The sequence below is a fragment of the Arthrobacter sp. SDTb3-6 genome, from assembly GCF_013376095.1.
Taxonomy (GTDB): Bacteria; Actinomycetota; Actinomycetes; order Actinomycetales; family Micrococcaceae; genus Specibacter.
In genome coordinates this window covers 59,725-77,846 of record NZ_JAAMFN010000006.1, presented here as the reverse complement: position 1 = coordinate 77,846, position 18,122 = coordinate 59,725, and the positions used below count along the sequence as shown (strand labels likewise).

The window sequence follows — 18,122 nt, the reverse complement described above, 5'->3', positions numbered from 1 at the left end:
CAAGTCTAATACTTTCCCGGCACGGGTTTTCGGCACGCCGCCCGGCAGGTCCCCGCACGCGGCACCGGAAGGGGCGCTAGCATGGAATTTTCCGCCACGGCCGTGCAGGCCGGGCCCGAACAGGCAAGGGGCAACCGTACAGTGCAGGCCAACAACTGGGGCTACCAGGACATCAGCGCACCGAAGGCACGCACCCTCCGCCAGGTCCCGGCCGCCCGCGGACTCGTGGTCGAGGACGTCCAGAGCGGATGGGTCGGCGCCGTGGTCCGGATCGAAAAGTCCGGCGGCATGCACATCATGGAACTGGCCGACCGGCGCGAGAAGGTCCGGGCCTTTCCCCTGGGATTCGGCTTCCTCGTTGACGGCGAACCCGTTGAGATAGTGGCCCCCGTGGCCGCCGCGGCGCCCCAAAAGGCCACCAGGACCGCCTCCGGATCGGTCAGGGTGGAAGGGCTGCGGGCGCAGGTCGCCAAGGCCAGCCGCATCTGGGTGGAAGGCAAGCACGACGCCGAACTGGTGGAAAAGGTGTGGGGCGACGACCTGCGGGTGGAGGGGATCGTCGTCGAACCCCTCCGCGGCGTTGACGACCTCACGGCGGCCGTCAAGGCGTTCGGTCCCGGGCCGGACCGCCGGCTGGGCGTGCTGGTGGACCACCTGGTGCCGCACTCCAAGGAATCGCGCATTGTGGCGGATCTCATGAAATCGCCGGCAGCGAAAAAGAACGTCCTGGTGGTGGGGCATCCGTACGTGGATGTGTGGCAGGCCATCAAGCCCGCCACGCTGGGCATCCCGGCCTGGCCCGCGATTCCGCGCACCGTGGAGTGGAAGCTGGGCATCCTGCAGGCCTTCGGCTGGCCCCACAGCACCGCCGAGGACATCGGGCTGGGCTGGCAGCGGCTGCTCTCACGCGTCAACAGCTATTCCGACCTCGAGCCTTCACTGCTGGGACGCGTGGAGGAAGTCATCGACTTCCTCACAGCACCCGTATCCTAGTAGGACGACCTGCGCAGCATCGGCCAGGCGGCGACCACATTGTTGAGAGGCAAGTTACACGTGAGCAATCCGTCGAACCCCATGACGAATCCGGCGAAACCCCCACTCACGCCCGCAGAGGACAAGCAGTGGGCGTTCCTGGCCCATTGCGGCGGCGTCCTGGGCTGCATCCCGTCCGCCCTCATCTACAAGTTCATGGCCGGCCGCGGCCCGTTCACGGCGCAGGAATCCCTGGAGGCACTGAACTTCACGCTGCCGCCCACCATCCTGGCGCTGGCGCTGAACATCATCGCCCTGGTGGTGGGGATCTTCAGCCCCTCCGTGGGGACCGTCTTCTCGATGCTCGCCCTCATCGTCTGGGTGTTCCTGACCGTCTGGTCCGTCATCGCCGCCATCCAGGTCAGCCGTGGCAACCCCTACCGCTACCCCTGGAACCTGCGCCGCATCCAGTAGCTCTCCGCCGGCCCCGCCGCCCGTTTCCGGGGGTCAGTCCAGGAGGGCCCGGGTGACGGCGTCGCCGAGGAGGCGGCCCTTCAGGGTCAGCACCAGGGTGCCGTGGAAGGCCTTGACCGGATCGATCAGGCCGCCGGCGATGAGGCCGGCCACGGCGTGCCGGCCGGACGGGTTGAGCGTGTCAATCGCCAGCCCGTCGGACAGCCGGGAGGTCAGCATGATTCGCTCCAGTTCCCGGGTGTCCGCGTCCAGGGTTTCCCGCCCGGCCGCCGGGGACTGGCCCGCCTCAAGGCGGTTGGCGTAGGCGGTGGGGTGCTTGACGTTCCACCAGCGCACGCCGCCCATGTGCGAGTGCGCGCCCGGGCCGACGCCCCACCAGTCGTCCCCGCGCCAGTACGCCAGGTTGTGCCGGCAGGCGTCCTCCGGCGTGCGGGACCAGTTGCTGACCTCGTACCAGGACAGGCCGGCTTCCCCGAACAGGGCGTCGGCGAGCTCGTACTTCAAGGCGTGGTCGTCGTCGTCAATGCCGGGCACCTGGCCGCGGCGGATCTGGGCGGCGAGCTTGGTGCCTTCCTCGACGATGAGCGAGTAGGCGGAGATGTGGTCCGGCCCGTAGCCCAGCGCGGTGCGCACCGAGGTTTCCCAGTCGGCCAGCGACTCCCCCGGTGTGCCGTAGATCAGGTCGAGGCTGACGTTCAGCCCGGCCTCGCGCGCCCACGCGACCGCCTGCGGCACCCGCTCCGGGCTGTGCGTGCGGTCCAGGACCTTCAAAACGTGCGGGACGGCGGACTGCATGCCAAAGGACACCCGGGTGAAACCGCCGTCGGCCAGTTCCTGCAGGGAGTCCCGCGTGACCGAATCCGGGTTGGCCTCCGTGGTGACCTCGGCGCCGTCTTCCAGCCCCCACTGCCCGACGGCGGCACCCAGGATGCGGGTCAGCTCGCCTGCCGGCAGCAGCGTGGGGGTGCCCCCGCCAAAGAATACGGTGTTGAGCTTGCGCGGCGGCAGGCCGGAGGCCTCCATGGCCCCGGCCGCGAACCCCACCTCGCGCACGGCCGTGGCGGCGTAGGCGTCCTGGGACGCTCCCCCGCCCAGTTCCGTGGCCGTGTAGGTGTTGAAGTCGCAATAGCCGCAGCGCACGGCGCAAAAGGGGATGTGCGCGTACAGGCTGAACTTCCGCTCCGCCGCGCCAAGGGCGGCCTGGGCGGGCAGGACGCCGTCGGCCGGGGCCGGATCGCCGAGGGGAAGTGCGCTGGGGGTCACTTCTTGGACTTGTCCTTGGGGGATTCCCCGGTGGTCAGGGCGGCGATGAAAGCTTCCTGCGGGACCTCGACCCTGCCCACCATCTTCATGCGCTTCTTGCCTTCCTTTTGTTTTTCGAGCAGCTTGCGCTTGCGGGAGATGTCGCCGCCGTAGCACTTGGCCAAAACGTCCTTGCGGATGGCGCGGATGCTTTCACGGGCGATGATCCGGGCGCCGATGGCTGCCTGGATGGGAACCTCAAACTGCTGGCGCGGAATCAGTTCCCGCAGCTTGCCCGTCATCATGACCCCGTAGGCATACGCCTTGTCGCGGTGGGTGATGGCGCTGAACGCGTCAACCTGCTCGCCCTGGAGCAGGATGTCGACCTTGACCAGGTCGGCGACCTGGTCGCCGTCTGCCTTCCAGTCCAGTGAACCGTAGCCGCGGGTCTTGGACTTGAGGATGTCGAAGAAGTCAAAGACGATTTCCGCCAGGGGCAGGCGGTAGCGGATTTCGACCCGGTCCTCGGAGAGGTAGTCCATTCCGCCGAGGATGCCGCGGCGGGTTTGGCACAGTTCCATGATGGCGCCGACAAATTCGGTGGGGGCCAGGATGGTGGCGGCCACCATGGGCTCGCGGACTTCGGCGATCTTCCCGGAGGGGTATTCGCTGGGGTTGGTCACCTTGATGACCCGCTTGTCCTCAAGGGTGACTTGATACTCCACGTTCGGGGCGGTGGAGATCAGGTCCAGGTTGTGCTCGCGCTCGAGGCGCTCACGGGTGATTTCCAGGTGCAGCAGGCCCAGGAAGCCCACGCGGAACCCGAAGCCCAGGGCGGCGGAGGTTTCCGGTTCATAAATGAGTGCCGCGTCATTGAGCATGAGCTTCTCGAGCGCATCGCGCAGCACCGGATAGTCCGTGCCGTCCATCGGGTACAGGCCGGAGAAGACCATGGGCTTGGCGTCGTGGTAGCCGGGCAAGGCCTCGGCGGCGGGCTTGACGAAGGTGGTGACGGTGTCCCCCACCTTGGACTGGCGCACGTCCTTCACGCCCGTGATCAGGTAGCCCACCTCGCCCACGCCCAGCCCCTTGGACGGCTGCGGCTCTGGCGAGCTGACGCCGATTTCCAGCAGTTCGTGCGTGGCGCGCGTGGACATCATCTGGATTTTCTCGCGCGGCGTCAGCTTGCCGTCGATGACCCGGACGTACGTCACCACGCCGCGGTAGGTGTCGTAGACGGAGTCGAAGATCATGGCGCGGGCCGGGGCCTGGGGGTCGCCCACCGGTGCCGGCAGTTCCCGGACGATCTGGTCCAGCAGCGCCTCGACGCCCATGCCGGTCTTGCCCGAGACCTGCAGCACGTCCTCGGGCCTGCCGCCAATGAGGTTGGCCAGCTCGGCGGCGTACTTTTCCGGCTGGGCGGCCGGCAGGTCGATCTTGTTCAGCACCGGGATGATGGTCAGGTTGTTTTCCATGGCCAGGTACAGGTTGGCCAGGGTCTGGGCCTCGATGCCCTGGGCGGCATCGACCAGGAGAATGGCGCCCTCACAGGCGGCGAGGGACCGTGAGACTTCATAGGTGAAGTCCACGTGCCCGGGGGTGTCAATCATGTTCAGGCAGTAGGAGGTGCCGTCCAGCTCCCAGGGGATGCGGACCGCCTGGGACTTGATCGTGATGCCGCGTTCGCGCTCAATGTCCATGCGGTCAAGGTACTGGGCCTTCATGTCACGCTGTTGGACCACTCCGGTGAGCTGGAGCATCCTGTCCGCCAGGGTCGACTTCCCGTGGTCGATGTGGGCGATGATGCAGAAGTTCCTGATGATCGCCGGATCGGTGGCGGCGGGCACCGGGGCAGTGCGGGCCATGGGTGACACTGGGGTTCCTTACTGTTGCGTGGGCACTCTTGCAAGCCGGCACGGCTGCCGGCTGGGGCGCCGGAGCGTGCTGGGCGTGTCCGCACGGCAGGCGCCGGACACTCATTAGGGTCAAGTCTCCCACGTTTGGGCCGGGGTTAGGGAACGGGCCCGCCGCCTGCAGCCCGGGTCCGTCGGGCCCGGGTTCGGGTTCGATAAGGTGGGGGCCATGCCATCAAATACCGACCGCATCCTTTGCCTCCTGCGCAGCCTAGCCGGCTCGTTCCTCAAGTCAGCCGGCACGAAGGCGCCGCCCGCACGCAGGCCCGGCGCACGGGGCACGGCCCGCCCGGACGGACGTCCGGCGTCGTCCGGGACCGCGCAGGGCCTTGCCCGCCCCTACCCGGGGGATTTCCGCGGCACGTCCCGCACCCTGTACTCCCCCAAACCCGACGGCGCCCCGGACCCAGGGGAGATCGTGTGGACCTGGGTGCCGTTCGAGGAGGACTTCAGCCAGGGCAAGGACCGGCCCGTGCTGGTGGTGGGGCGCGCCGGCAGGCACCTGCTGGCCGTCATGCTCACCAGCAAGGACCATGCCGGCGACCACCGCGGCGACAACGACTACGTTGACCTGGGCCCCGGTGCCTGGGACCGGCAGGGGCGCCCGAGCGAGGCCAAGCTGGACCGGATCCTGCAGATCAGCGAGGCGGACATCCGCCGCGAGGGAGCCGTGCTCGACGCCAGGCGCTTTGGCCAGGTGGCCGAGGGCCTGCGGACCCGGCACGGCTGGACTTAGGCGGCAGGGCACGCCGCCTTTCTGCTAGAATTTCATGCGTGTGTGTCCGTGCAGGTCGGCGGACACAACAGCCTGGCCAGACGTTCACCATAATTCGAGCATCCCCACGCCGCTGTCGACGGCCAGGCTACGCCCTCTACGACCGTATTTTCGTATCAAAAGAGAGTTATAAAACGTGGCTAATATCAAGTCCCAGAAGAAGCGCATCCTCACCAACGAGAAGGCGCGCCAGCGCAACCTCTCGGTGAAGTCCGAGCTGAAGACCGCGATCCGTGCAGTAAACACGGCCGTTGCCAAGGCTGACAAGGATGCAGCTGCGGCTGCTTTGGTGAACGCAGGCCGCAAGCTGGACAAGGCTGTCAGCAAGGGCGTCATCCACGCCAACAACGCTGCCAACCGCAAGTCGGCCATCTCCAAGAAGGTCAACGCCCTCTAGGGAAGCCGACCCGCTTCGCGACTCAGGCAAAAGGCCCCCGCCATTGTGGCGGGGGCCTTTTGTTGTCCGCGTCCACCCCCGGGCCGGCCCCGGGTTGGTCCTTGGGCCGGCGGGCTAGCGCCGCGCGCTGGTGGCAATGAGCGTCACGGCGCGTTCGACGGCGTACACCGGGTCGCGTGCCGCACCCTTCACCTGGGCGTCGGCCTCGGCCAGCGCCTGGACGGCGGCCGCCAGCCCACCGGCATTCCAGTGGCCGGCGTCGCGGCGGGCCGTGTCCACCTGCCAGGGTGCCATGCCCAGGTCACGGGCCAGCTGGGCGGAGCTGCCCCGGAGCGAATACACCTTGGCGACCTGGCGGACCTTCATGGCCAGGGCTGCCACCAGCGGCACGGGATCAACCCCGGTGGCCAGGGCGTGACGCAGGTTGGCCAGGGCTGCCGGCGCGTTTCCGGCCAGGGCGGCGTCGGCCACCCGGAAGGCCGTTGCCTCGACACGGCCGCCGTAGTACTTGTCCACCGCATCGGAGTCCACCATTCCGGTGGTGTCGGAGACGAGCTGCTGGCAGGCGGCGGCCAGTTCGGCGAGATTCGCCCCCACCGCCGCCACCAGGGCACGGACGGCCTGCGCGTCGATGCGCCGCTTGGCCAGCTGGAATTCGGAGGTGACGAATGCGGCCTTTTCCTGGTCCTTTTTCAAGGCCAGGCATTCAACGCGCGGCATGCCTGCCGCCTTGAGTGCGTCCAGCAGCTTCTTGCCGCGGGTGCCGCCGCCGTGCACCAGCATGAGCGTCACGTCCGGCGCCGGATCCTTGAGGTAGGCGAGGGCGTCGGCCAGGAAGTCGTCACTCATGGAGGCGAGCCCTGAGGCTTCAATGAGCTTGGGTTCGCTGAAGAGCGAGGGGCTGGCGACCATGGCCAGGGTGCCCGCCGTGTACGCGGCTGCGTCGAGGGTGGTGAGCTCCAGGTCCGGGTCCTGGGCGCGCAGTTTGCTGCGCAGCCCGTCCCGCGCGCGGCTGGCGATGAAGTCCTCCGGCCCGTAAATCAACACCACCGGGGCCAGCGGGACGTCCCGCCAGTCGGCGCCTGCCGACGGCCGTGCTGCGGGGCTCATGGCGCTGTTCCTATCAGTGGTGTGTGCACTGCATCCACTCTGCCACCAAGTCCTGCGTTTCCCAAGCCGCTCACGCGCCCAGCACCGCCATGGTCCAGAGCCCGGCAGCCACGGCGGCCGACACCGACAGGGTGCTGAATCCGAGCAGGAAACGCCACTGCTCCGGCAGCCCCGCGCGCAGCGCGGCGAGCCTGCCGGCCAGCTGCTGCCGTTCGACCAGCGCCGCCAAGGCGCCCAGTACCGCCGCGTCCATCAGTGCCATCAGCACCACGCCCCGGACACCCCCGGGCCAGGGCAGGCCCGCCGCGGGCAACGCGGCCATCCACCGGGCCACGGCGGCAACCCACCAGGCTCCCCAGCCCGACACCCACGCACAGAGGTCCGCGGCCAGGGGAACCAGCGGGGCTGCCACCAGGCCCAGCGTGCCCACCGTGGTCACCAGTGCCACGACCGGCGCCGCGGCCATGTTCGCCGGCACCGTGTAGATCGCCAGCCTGGGCTGCAACAATACAATCGCCGGGGCGCAGAACAACTGGGCGGCCAACGGAATGGCCACGGCCTGCGCCGCCCACGCCGGCAGCCAGGTACCCAGCCACCGGGCACAGCGCCGGCCCATCAGGTGCAGGCCGAGGGTCGCCAGCACGGACAGGATGAAGGCAAAGTCACGGGCGAGCCAGGGATCGGCCACGAGAAGCACCACAATGCTGGCCGAGAGCAGCGCACCCACCCGTCGCGGCCGGCCGCTGAGCATGGCAGCACAGCCGATTCCCCCCATCACCGCCGCCCGCAGCACGCTGGGGTCCGGCCCGACCACGGCAACGAATCCGGCCAGTCCCAGCACCGCCGCCGCCCCGGCCGCCCACCGGGGCGCATGCAACGAACGCAACCCAGCCATCAGGGCCGAGAGCACCAACGTGCAATTGGCGCCGCTGACCGCCGTCAGGTGGGTCAGGCCGACAGCCTTCATCGCCCCGGCCAGGCCGGGCGGACTGGCACTGCGGTCACCCATGACCATGCCCGGCAGCAGGCCGGCGACGTCCGGGGCCGTCCCGGCCCAGACCCGCCGGGCCGCCCGGAGCCATCCCGACCGGAACGCCAGAGCCGGGCTGCCCGCCTGCTGCGTCCGGACCTCAAGGGGTGCCGTGGAAGGGTGCAGGATGCCGGCGTCCCGTTCGGCAAGTCCGGCGGGTGGGACGGTGCCGGCCGTGCCCACGGTGGCGCCCTCCGGAACGTCCAGCCAGTCCATACCCGCCACGACGCGGATGGGCAAGGGCCCGTCCAGCCGCCGGCCATGTGCCGTGGCCTGACGGACCACGGCGGCGAACGTGACCTGCGGCGGCCCCGGCCCGGCGGCCAGCGGCCGCGGGCTTTCCATCACTTCCAGCGTGAGGGACAGCTGCCAGCCGGAGGCAACGGCAGCAGCCAGCGGGGTGTTCTGCCGGTCCTGTTGGCGCAGGGCCACAGCCAGGAGCACCACGCCGAGGCACAGCGCCGCCACTGCGACCGTGGCCGCCACACCTGGCAGGACGCTCCCCCGGGTCCGTGTACGCGACGGCCCACGGGCGTCCGTCCTTGCCGCCTCGCCCCGGGACGGCAGGCCACCGCGAACCGCCTCATCACGGCCGGGCCGGCCGGAACCGTCACGGGCGGGCCGGCCGGAACCGTCGCGGCCAGGGCCGCCGTCCTTGACACTGTCAGGGCCCGGGGCGGGCCCAGGGTTGGCGGGAAGGCCACGCAACGCCACCGCGGCCGCGGCGGCGCACAGGACCGGGCAGCAGGCGGCCGCGACGGCGGAAGACCCCCACGGTTGTCCAATGGCCACCGCGGCCCCGGCCCAGGTGGCGGCAACGGCGGGCAGGAGGCGGACGTCGGGACGCGGCCGCAGGCCCGGATCCGTGGCGGTGCCGCGCTCCGTGGCCAGGGCGTGGAGGCGGGTCTGTAGGCGGACCCGGATCGCGGCCATGCTGGCTGCCCCGCCGCGGCCAGCCCTGCTGCAGGCCCTGCTGCGGCCACTCGCGCTGGCCGGTGCCTGCGCTGATGCTGCGTCGTCGACCATGGCCCCGTCGGCGCGGGCTGGGGAAGCGCTGCGCGGGCCATCGACGGCGGCCCGCGCATAGTGCCGCCAGCGTGCGTCCGGCCGCCTCATCGTGCTGTCACCAGCGGACGGATGTTCGCCAGCAGCTTGGCGCCGATCCCGGACACCGCATCCAGCGCGTCCACCGAGGTGAAGGGGCCGTGGTCGGTGCGCCAGGCCACGATGCGCCCGGCCAGCACCGGCCCGACCCCCGGCAAGGCGTCCAATTGCGCGGCCGTGGCCGTGTTCAGGTCCACCAGGCCGCCGTGCGGCCCGCCGGAGCCGGTTCCGTACGAACCGGTGCCGGGGCCACCGGCAGTTCCGGCATCGCTGCCTCCCGGTGCGCCGCCCACTCCCCCGCCAACTGCTCCCACGCCGCCGGCCGGGCCGGCTTCGGCCCGGGTGGGAACCCGGACCTGCGTGCCGTCGACGGCGGGGGCGGCCAGGTTAAGCGCGTCCAGCACGGCCCCGGGCAACGCCCCGCCGGCCGCCTGCACTGCCTGCAGGACCCGGCTGCCGGCTGGAAGCGCGTACACGCCGGGGTGCTGGACGGCGCCGGCCACGTGCACGATGACGGCGCCTTTCCCCGGCGGTTCCGGCGGCATCGGTGTGGGGACGGATTGTTGCGCTGCGGGCGGGGAAGCCCCCGCCGCCGGGGCAGTTGCGGGAGCGGCTTCCCGGCCCAGCGGCGGAACCGCCACCCCGGCGGTGCCTGCCGCCGCCTGCCTGCCGGCCGCCGCCGATGTCCCGGCCTGTTCCAGCCAGAGCACGCCCGTGACCGCCACGGCCATCGCCAGGAGCACGACGAGTGCACGCAGGGACGTGATCCAGCGCGGACCCCTGCCTTCCGGGGTGCCGCGGCCGGTGCCGCCCGTCCCGGGCGTCCATGCAGCCTGATGGCGCTCGCCTTCCATGTCCCTACGGTAGGCACGGCAGGGGGACGGCGCACGGGCCGCCAGCCCCAATGTGGGCCCTCAGGCAGCCGGCTCCCCTTGTGGAGGAGCCACCGCGTCCGAGATGACCACCACCAGCACGCCCAGGCCCGCATGGGCGGCCAGTACGGACGGGAGGCGGGTGAGCCCCGCCGCTGCCAGTCCCGGACAGTCTGCCCTCAGCGACTCGCCCAGTGCCAGGGCCTGTTCGGAGTTCCCAAAGTGGTGCACGCTGATGCGGGCGCTGCCGGGCGGCCGGGCAGCAACCTCATCGGCCGCGAGCCGCTCCAGCCGTGCGATGGCCTTGCCAGCCGTGCGCACCTTTTCCAGGGGCACCACGGCACCGTCGACAATGCCCAGCAACGGCTTGATGTCCAGCACCGCGCCCAGCCACGAGGAGGCCAGGCTGATCCGTCCGCCCCGGCGCAGCTGTTCCAGGCTCGGGACGTAGAAAAAGACCGTGGCGTGTTCGGCGGCGGTCCGTGCTGCAGCCAGGACCTCCCCGGCCTCCGCGCCGGAAGCGGCGGCCCGCACGGCGGCCTGGACGGCCGCACCCTGGGCCATGCCGACGGTGCCGGAGTCCAGCACGTGCACGGGGATCCCGGCCTCTCCGGCTGCCAGGGCTGCCGAGTCGAATGTGCCGGAGAGCTTGGCGGAAATGTGGAGGGAGACCACTGCGTCATAGCCCGCCCCGGCGGCAGCCTGGTAGGCGCGTTGGAACTGCCCGGGCGAGGGGCGCGAGGTGCGCACCTGCCGGCCCGAGGCGAGGGCCAGGGACATCTGGGCCTCGAGTCCGGCGTCGTCGTCGGAGAAGACCTCCCCGCCGATGATGACCGGCATCGGCACCACGGTCAGGCGTCCCCCGGCCGACTGTTCCCGCACCCACTCCGGCGGCAGGGCTGCCGCCGAGTCGGTGACGACGGCGATCCGCGGCAGCGCCCCGGCTGTTTCGCCGGCGGCCGGCGGGCGGAGCCGCAGCCGGACGGCCTGGTGGCGCAGCCAGTCGCGTGCTCCGGGTTTGTCCATCCGACCGCCCCTTTCCCCTGCCGTCCCTACCTTGCCGCCGGGTGCGGCGCCCTGCCGCGGTGCACCGTCCGTGTCAGGCGGGGACGATGTTCACGAGCTTGGGCGCACGGACGATGACGGTGCGGATGCCGGCCCCGTCCAGGGCCTTGGTGACGGCCTCCGAGGCGAGGGCAAGTTCGCGCAGTTCGTCCTCGGAGATGTCCGGGGACACCTCCAGCCGGTCACGGACCTTGCCCTTGACCTGCACGACGGCCGTGACGCTTTGCCGGACGAGCAGGGCCTCCTCGACGGCGGGGAAGCCGGCGTTCGCCACGGAGGCGGGGTGGCCCAGGGCATTCCACATGTCCTCGGCCGTGTACGGGGCGAAAAGGCTCAGCAGGATTGCCACGGCCTCGGCGGCCTCGCGCACTGCGGGGTCCGCTGCGCCGGCACCCGAATCGATGACCTTGCGGGTGGCGTTGACCAGTTCCATCAGCTTCGCCACCACCACGTTGAACTTGTGGCCTTCCAGCAGGGCCTTGGCCTCGTGGATGGTGCGGTGCGTGATGGAGCGCAGTGCGGCGTCGCCGGCGGCCGGGTCCGTGCCGGGTGCAGCGGCAACATCGTTGCCCAGCCGCCAGGCGCGGGCCAGGAACTTGGCCGAGCCCGACGGCGAAACATCCGCCCAGTCGACGTCGTCCTCCGGCGGGCCGGCGAAGACCATGGTGAGGCGGACGGCGTCGACCCCGTAGCGGTCCAGCTGCTGGCCCAGGTCCACGCCGTTGCCCAGCGACTTGCTCATGGCCTTGCCGCCGTTGAGCACCTGGCCCTGGTTGAGCAGGCGGCTGAAGGGCTCGGTGGCGTCCAGCATGCCCATGTCGTGGATGACCTTGGTGAAGAAGCGCGCGTAGAGCAGGTGCAGGATGGCGTGTTCCACGCCGCCCACGTACTGGCCCACGGGCATCCAGTCGTTGACCTTGGCCGGGTCGAAGGGGCCCTCGGTGAACTGCGGTGAGGTGAAGCGCAGGAAGTACCAGGAGGAGTCGACGAAGGTGTCCATCGTGTCGGTGTCGCGCTTGGCGGCGCCGCCGCACTGCGGGCAGCTGACGTTGACCCAGTCGCTCGCGGCGGCCAGCGGGGAGGTGCCCTTCGGGGCAAGGGCCTCGCCGCGCAGGTTGTCCGGCAGGCGCACGGGCAGCTGGTCGTCCGGCACCGGGACTTCGCCGCAGTCTGCGCAGTGGATGATCGGGATGGGTGCGCCCCAGAAGCGCTGGCGGGACAGCAGCCAGTCGCGCAGGCGGAAGTTGACGAACTTCTCCCCCGTGCCCAGCTTCTCCAGGATGGCGATGGCGGCCGGGATGGCGTCGGCCTTGGAGAGCCCGTTGAGGTCGCCGGAGTTGATCAGGGTGCCTTCACCGGTGGTGGCACGGCCGGTGACGGCCGGGTCTTCCGCGCCGGTGTCCAGGACGGCGCGCACGGGCAGCCCGAAGGCCTTGGCGAAGTCCAGGTCGCGCTGGTCGTGGGCCGGGACGGCCATGATGGCGCCCGTGCCGTAGTCCGCCAGGACGTAGTCGGCCGCCCAGACGGGCAGCTTCTCGCCGGTGAGGGGGTTGACGGCGTAGCGGCCGGTGAACACGCCGGTCTTGGTGCGATCGGTGGCCTGGCGCTCAATGTCGCTGAGGGCCTTGACCTGGTCGCGGTAGTCGCTGAGCGCCTCGGCGTGCTCGGCGGTCACCAGTTCCAGGGCCAGGGGCGCGTCGGCGGCCACCACAAAGAACGTGGCCCCGTAGAGGGTGTCCGGGCGGGTGGTGAAGACGGTCAGGTCCTGCTGCGGCTTGCCGGCGCCGGCCTCCTCGATGACGAAGGTGACGTGGGCGCCTTCCGAGCGGCCGATCCAGTTGCGCTGCATGGCCAGCACGCGGTCCGGCCAGTTGCCCTGCAGCGCCTCCATGTCGTCCAGTAGGCGGTCGGCGTAGTCGGTGATCTTGAAGTACCACTGGTTCAGCGACTTCTTCGTGACAATGGTGCCGCAGCGTTCGCAGGCGCCGTTGACGACCTGTTCGTTGGCCAGCACCGTCTGGTCCTTGGGGCACCAGTTGACGGGGGAATCCTTGCGGTAGGCCAGGCCGCGCTCGTAAAAGCGCTTGAACAGCCACTGGGTCCACCGGTAGTACTCGGGGTCGGAGGTCTGCAGGCGGCGTGACCAGTCCACGGAGATGGCGTAGCGCTTGAACGACTCCGCCTGCGTGTCGATGTTGGCGTACGTCCACTCGCTGGGGTGGGCGTTGCGCTTGATGGCGGCGTTTTCCGCCGGCAGGCCGAAGGAGTCCCAGCCGATCGGGTGCAGCACGTCGAAGCCCAGCTGGCGCCAGTAGCGCGCAACGACGTCGCCCATGGCAAAGGCCTCGGCGTGGCCCATGTGGAGGTCGCCGGAGGGGTAGGGGAACATGTCCAGGACGTAGCGGCGTTCCTTCGAGCCGTCGTCAAGGGGCGTAAAGACCTTCAGTTCCTCCCAGACGGCCGGCCACTTGGCCTCCATCGCGGCGAAACTGTAGACGCCTTCTTCGCTGTTCTCTTCAGTCTGGGACTGCACGCTCACATACCCTGCCTCTATTGGTTCATTCATGTCTTCGTTGCACCCCTGCCCCCACACACACAAAAGCCCCTCGACAGACGCAAGGGGCGCACCGCAATGGACATTGCGGCTATATAAGGAGGAGGACTGTATGCACCTTATTACTTTAGCGCACACATAAAAATAAATACCAAGGCCGTTGCGGCGCGGCATTCTGCGCGGCCGGAGCCGAGAAGGGGCCAGGGTGTGGTCGGGCACCGCGGTGGACCCCTGGATGCGAGGGCCCCGACCCGAGCTTGCGAGGGTTGGGAGCATCCAGGGACGGGCGGGGCCCCTTCTCGACGCAGGCTGCGGGCGCTACTTCACGTCGGCGTCAACCCAGTCCATGGACTTGGTGACGGCCTTCTTCCACAGGCGCATCTGGCGGTCGCGCTCGGCGGCGTCCATCTGCGGTTCCCAGCGCTTGTCCTCGGACCAGTTGCTGGACAGTTCGCCCAGGTCCTTCCAGAAGCCGACGGCCAGCCCGGCCGCGTAGGCCGCGCCGAGGGCCGTGGTTTCAACGACCTTCGGGCGGATGACCGGGACGCCGAGGATGTCTGCCTGGAACTGCATGAGCGCGTCGTTGGCGACCATGCCGCCGTCGACCTTCAGTTCGCTCAGGTCGACACCGGAGTCGGCGTTGACCGCGTCAAGCACCTCGCGGGTCTGGAAGGCGGTGGCCTCCAGGGCTGCCCGGGCAATGTGGTTCTTGTTCACAAAGCGGGTCAGCCCCACGATGGCGCCGCGTGCGTCGGAGCGCCAGTACGGGGCAAACAGGCCGGAGAACGCCGGGACGATGTACACGCCGCCGTTGTCCTCCACCGCCGCGGCCAGCTCCTCCACCTCGGGTGCCGTCTTGATCATCCCGATGTTGTCGCGCAGCCACTGGATCAGGGAACCGGTGACGGCGATGGAGCCTTCCAGGGCGTAGTGCGGCTTGGCGTCGCCGAGCTTGTAGCCCACGGTGGTCAACAGCCCGTTCTTCGAGTGGACGATTTCCTCGCCCGTGTTGAAGATCAGGAAGCAGCCGGTGCCGTAGGTGTTCTTGGCCTCGCCGGTGGCGAACGCGGCCTGGCCGAACGTCGCCGCCTGCTGGTCGCCGAGGATGCCGGCCACCGGGACCTCGCGCAGCAGCTGGCTGCCGTGCACGGTGCCGTACACCTCGGAGGAGGACTTGATCTCGGGCATCATGGACTTCGGCACACCGAAGGCGGCCAGGATCCCCTCATCCCACGAGAGCGTTTCCAGGTCCATGAACATGGTGCGGGAGGCGTTGGTGACGTCGGTGATGTGCACGCCGCCGTCGGTGCCGCCGGTCAGGTTCCAGGTCACCCAGGAATCGGTGTTGCCGAACAGCAGGTCCCCGGCCTCCGCCTTTTCACGGGCGCCCTCGACGTTGTCCAGTATCCACTTGATCTTGGTGCCGGAGAAGTAGGTGGCCAGCGGCAGCCCCACCTTCGCCTTGAACCGTTCGACGCCGCCGTCAGCGGCCAGTTCATCAACGATGGGCTGGGTGCGGGTGTCCTGCCAGACGATGGCGTTGTACACCGGGACGCCGGTCGTCTTGTCCCAGACGACGGCGGTCTCGCGCTGGTTGGTGATGCCGACGCCGACGATGTCGTGCCGGGTGAGGTTGGCCTGTGCCAGGGCGGTGCCGATGACCTCGCGGGTGTTGTTCCAAATTTCCGCCGCATCGTGCTCCACCCAGCCGGCCTTGGGGAAGATCTGCTCGTGTTCAAGCTGCCCCGTGGAAACGATGTTGCCGTCGTGGTCAAACACGATGGCACGGCTGCTGGTGGTTCCCTGGTCAATGGCAATTACGTACTGGGACATCATTGTTTCCTTTGTTTGTGCAGCCTGCCAGCAAGCTGCGGCCCACTCTTCAAGTACTACATGGTCTACTTCATCAGGCAGTTAACAACAAGATTTACTTCACGACGAGCGGCAGCCACTGGGACATCAGCCCGCCCAGGGCGCCGCCGATGAGCGGTCCCACGACCGGTACCCACGAGTAGCTCCAGTCACTGGAGCCCTTGCCCTTGATGGGCAGCAGCGCATGGGCAATGCGCGGTCCCAGGTCGCGGGCGGGGTTGATGGCGTAACCGGTGGGTCCACCGAGGGACGCGCCAATGGCCACCACGAGCAGGGCCACCGGCAGCGGGCCCAGGCCCGTCACGCCGCCGCCGAAGTGCAGGATGACAAACACCAGCACAAAGGTGCCAATGATTTCCGTGACGACGTTCCAGCCGTAGCTGCGCTTCGCCGGGCCCGTGGAGAACACGCCCAGCTTGGTTGCCCCGTCGGGCTCGCCGTCGAAGTGCTGCTTGTACGCCAGCCAGCACACCACCGCGCCGATGAAGGCGCCGAGCATTTCCCCGCCAAAGTACGTCAGGGTCGAGCCGAAGCTGACCGGCACGTTGGGTGCGTAATCGGTGGCACCGCTGGAAAGGATGCCCACCGTGACGGCCGGGTTCAGGTGCGCACCGGACTTGGCGGCCACGAACACACCGGACATGACGGCCAGGCCCCAGCCCCAGTTGACCATCAGGAAGCCGCCGGCGTTGCCTTTGGTCCCCCTCAGGGCCACGTTGGCCACGACGCCGCAACCCAGCAGGGTGAGCATCATTGTTCCCATCACCTCAGACAGGAACACTATTCCAAGAGACATCTTTGACTCCTTCTATCTATTCATTTATTGGCTGACTGCGGCCGTCCTGTGACCGCAGTTCTTGAGCCCCCCTGCCCCAGGGCGGTTAGGCGATCAAGCTTTGGACCTGCACGCCGTGGAAGCGTGCGAGGATGTCTTGGGCGTGGCGGATCTCATCCTGCACGCGGTGGTGCGGCCAGCCCAGCGGCCCCGCGAGTGCCGCCGCCGTCTCGGCCAGCAGCTCGGCCGTGACTAGGCCGCGGAAGGCCAGGGAGGTCCGGCGGACCAGCACGTCGATCAGGTGCCCGATCTGTTCGTGCTCCACCATGAATTCAATTTCGCGGCGGCTGAGCTCGCGGGTGGATTCAAAGGCCTCATCCGCGCCGGCGGCCAGATAGTCCAGCACCTGCCCGGCGCGGGTTCCGTAGCGGGTGAGCAGGACGGCGGCCCGGGCCGCGTCGATGCCCCCGCCCGTGTGGGCCGCGATCCATGCCTCCACCGCGGCGTCGGTGGCAGGGAAGCCCGCGCCGCCGCCGATGGCGAGCTTCGCCGTCGAGGTTTTCCGTTCGGCGCCCAAGGCAGCGAGGACGTCGTTGGCAAGGTGTTCGGACAGTGCACGGAAGGTGGTCCATTTGCCGCCCACCAGGCTCAGCACCGGGACTGTGGCGCCGGCGATGCTGCGGTCCGCACGCTCAATGCGGTAGTCGCGGGAGACGAAGCCGGGGGCCGTCTCGTCGTGGCGCGGCAAAGGGCGGACACCGGAGAAGCTGTAGACGATCTCCCCGCGGGAGACCGTGATGGCCGGGAAGACGTGGCCGATCAGTTCGAAGAAGTAGTCAACCTCTTCCTCGGTGCACACGGCGTCCTGCTTCATGTCCGCATCGATGTCGGTGGTGCCGACCAGGACACGGTCGCCCATGGGGTAGATCAGCACGATCCGGCCGTCGGTGTGTTCGAAGAAGATTTCGCGGCCGTTGCAGGCGGCGAGCAGCTCCGGGTGGTCAAGCACAATGTGGGAGCCCTTGGTGCCGCCCATGAAGCGTGTGGCAGCACCCATGGCCTCGTTCGTGGCATCGACCCATGCGCCGGTGGTGTTGACAATGACGTCCGCGGTGAACGTGAATTCCTCGCCGGTGAGCTGGTCCGTGAGCTGGACGCCCTCGCCGGTGACGGCGGTGGCGGCCACGTAGTTGGTGGCCCGCGCCCGGTGCGGGCCGCCCGCCGGGGTGCCGGCCTTCTCGCCGTCCTGCAGCACGTCCAGGGTGAGCCGCTCCGGGTTGTGCACGGAGGCGTCGTAGTAGGTGGCCGTGTACTTGATGCCCGGGTGCAGGGCGGGCAGTTCTGCCAGCGCCTTGGTCCGGCCCTTGAACTGGTGCCGCGGGACGCTGCCGCCGTCGCGGGAGAAGGAGTCGTACATGGTCAGGCCGGCCTTGATCAGGAAGGCGCCGCGTTCCTGCGGCCTGCCCTGCTTGTGCGTGAGGAAGCGCATCGGGGCGGCCAGGATGCCGGAGAAGGTGCTGAAGATCGGGATGGTGGTCCGCAGCGGCTTGACGTAATGGGGGGCGATCTTCAGCAGGCGGTTGCGTTCCACCACGGATTCGCGCACCAGCCGGAACTCGCCATTTTCCAGGTAGCGGATGCCGCCGTGGATCATGTGCGAGGAGGCACCGGAAGCCCCCTGGCAGTAGTCCCCGCGCTCCACGAGGGCCACGTCGATGCCCTGCAGGGCCAGGTCCCGGAAGGTGCCGACGCCGTTGATTCCGCCGCCGATGATTAGGACCTGGGCGTGGGGGCGGTTCCGCAGGGCGTCCACATGGGGACGGCGGGCAGCCCCCGCGTCGGAGTCGTTCTTGGCGGCATTGCCGGGGATTCGCACGGTGGCCTCATTCGCATCCTGGATCTTTGCGCACAGGGCGCCTGTTCCCACTATTCTTGGATGAGGTGAAAAATATAATCAACCCGTTTGC

The 18,122-nt window shown here is 69.1% G+C and carries 14 protein-coding genes; 4 read left to right on the top strand and 10 right to left on the bottom strand.

Annotation, left to right across the window (positions count from 1 at the left end):
- Positions 1–141 precede the first annotated feature (141 nt).
- On the top strand, positions 142–993 hold the full coding sequence (locus tag G6035_RS04675; protein WP_176616001.1) for a DUF3097 domain-containing protein: 852 nt from the start codon (positions 142–144) through the stop codon (positions 991–993).
- A gap of 60 nt (positions 994–1,053) precedes the next feature.
- Positions 1,054–1,446, top strand: coding sequence for a DUF4870 domain-containing protein (locus tag G6035_RS04670; protein ID WP_371130842.1), 393 nt, complete (start codon positions 1,054–1,056; stop codon positions 1,444–1,446).
- 33 nt (positions 1,447–1,479) lie between these two features.
- Here the strand turns inward: G6035_RS04670 and hemW are convergent, their stop codons facing one another.
- Together hemW and lepA are read right to left on the bottom strand one after the other, a co-directional pair.
- Positions 1,480–2,709, bottom strand: a complete 1,230-nt coding sequence (gene hemW, locus G6035_RS04665; RefSeq protein ID WP_176615910.1) for a radical SAM family heme chaperone HemW — start codon at positions 2,707–2,709, stop codon at positions 1,480–1,482.
- Positions 2,706–4,562: a translation elongation factor 4 gene (gene lepA / locus G6035_RS04660; RefSeq protein ID WP_176615909.1), complete on the bottom strand. Its 1,857-nt coding sequence runs from the start codon at positions 4,560–4,562 to the stop codon at positions 2,706–2,708. The genes hemW and lepA overlap by 4 nt, the downstream gene beginning before the upstream one ends.
- Before the next feature lie 208 nt (positions 4,563–4,770).
- On the opposite strand from lepA, the gene G6035_RS04655 reads away from it, so the two are divergent.
- Complete coding sequence (locus G6035_RS04655; RefSeq protein WP_176615908.1) at positions 4,771–5,337, top strand: type II toxin-antitoxin system PemK/MazF family toxin; 567 nt, start codon at positions 4,771–4,773, stop codon at positions 5,335–5,337.
- 175 nt (positions 5,338–5,512) lie between these two features.
- A complete protein-coding gene (gene rpsT / locus G6035_RS04650) occupies positions 5,513–5,773 on the top strand; it encodes a 30S ribosomal protein S20 (protein ID WP_176615907.1) in 261 nt (86 codons plus the stop codon).
- A 114-nt stretch (positions 5,774–5,887) separates the two neighbouring features.
- Here the strand turns inward: rpsT and holA are convergent, their stop codons facing one another.
- From holA to G6035_RS04610, 8 genes are all read right to left on the bottom strand, one after another.
- Positions 5,888–6,883, bottom strand: a complete 996-nt coding sequence (holA, locus tag G6035_RS04645; protein ID WP_176615906.1) for a DNA polymerase III subunit delta — start codon at positions 6,881–6,883, stop codon at positions 5,888–5,890.
- 70 nt (positions 6,884–6,953) lie between these two features.
- Entirely contained in the window at positions 6,954–9,029 is a 2,076-nt protein-coding gene (locus tag G6035_RS04640) for a ComEC/Rec2 family competence protein (protein WP_176615905.1), read from the bottom strand.
- Entirely contained in the window at positions 9,026–9,871 is an 846-nt protein-coding gene (locus G6035_RS04635) for a ComEA family DNA-binding protein (protein ID WP_176615904.1), read from the bottom strand. The genes G6035_RS04640 and G6035_RS04635 overlap by 4 nt, the downstream gene beginning before the upstream one ends.
- 60 nt (positions 9,872–9,931) lie before the next feature.
- Positions 9,932–10,915 carry a DegV family protein gene (locus G6035_RS04630; protein WP_176615903.1) on the bottom strand — a complete coding sequence of 328 codons (984 nt, stop codon included), beginning with the start codon at positions 10,913–10,915 and terminating at the stop codon, positions 9,932–9,934.
- Between the two features lie 73 nt (positions 10,916–10,988).
- A complete protein-coding gene (gene leuS, locus G6035_RS04625; protein ID WP_371130852.1) occupies positions 10,989–13,493 on the bottom strand; it encodes a leucine--tRNA ligase in 2,505 nt (834 codons plus the stop codon).
- A gap of 333 nt (positions 13,494–13,826) precedes the next feature.
- Positions 13,827–15,341 (bottom strand): glycerol kinase GlpK, encoded by a 1,515-nt coding sequence (glpK, locus tag G6035_RS04620; protein WP_176615901.1) that lies wholly within the window; start codon positions 15,339–15,341, stop codon positions 13,827–13,829.
- 94 nt (positions 15,342–15,435) lie between these two features.
- A complete protein-coding gene (locus tag G6035_RS04615) occupies positions 15,436–16,176 on the bottom strand; it encodes an MIP/aquaporin family protein (RefSeq protein WP_176615900.1) in 741 nt (246 codons plus the stop codon).
- 85 nt (positions 16,177–16,261) lie between these two features.
- Positions 16,262–18,025, bottom strand: a complete 1,764-nt coding sequence (locus G6035_RS04610) for a glycerol-3-phosphate dehydrogenase/oxidase (RefSeq protein ID WP_176615999.1) — start codon at positions 18,023–18,025, stop codon at positions 16,262–16,264.
- Between the last annotated feature and the right edge of the window lie 97 nt (positions 18,026–18,122).

What these genes read in the sequence shown, in the direction of transcription:
- G6035_RS04655 (WP_176615908.1), top strand. Translation starts at nt 4,771, where the DNA reads ATGCCATCAAATACCGACCGCATCCTTTGCCTCCTGCGCAGCCTAGCC.
- holA (WP_176615906.1), bottom strand. Translation starts at nt 6,883, where the DNA reads ATGAGCCCCGCAGCACGGCCGTCGGCAGGCGCCGACTGGCGGGACGTC.
- G6035_RS04640 (WP_176615905.1), bottom strand. Translation starts at nt 9,029, where the DNA reads ATGAGGCGGCCGGACGCACGCTGGCGGCACTATGCGCGGGCCGCCGTC.
- G6035_RS04635 (WP_176615904.1), bottom strand. Translation starts at nt 9,871, where the DNA reads ATGGAAGGCGAGCGCCATCAGGCTGCATGGACGCCCGGGACGGGCGGC.
- G6035_RS04630 (WP_176615903.1), bottom strand. Translation starts at nt 10,915, where the DNA reads ATGGACAAACCCGGAGCACGCGACTGGCTGCGCCACCAGGCCGTCCGG.
- glpK (WP_176615901.1), bottom strand. Translation starts at nt 15,341, where the DNA reads ATGTCCCAGTACGTAATTGCCATTGACCAGGGAACCACCAGCAGCCGT.
- G6035_RS04615 (WP_176615900.1), bottom strand. Translation starts at nt 16,176, where the DNA reads ATGTCTCTTGGAATAGTGTTCCTGTCTGAGGTGATGGGAACAATGATG.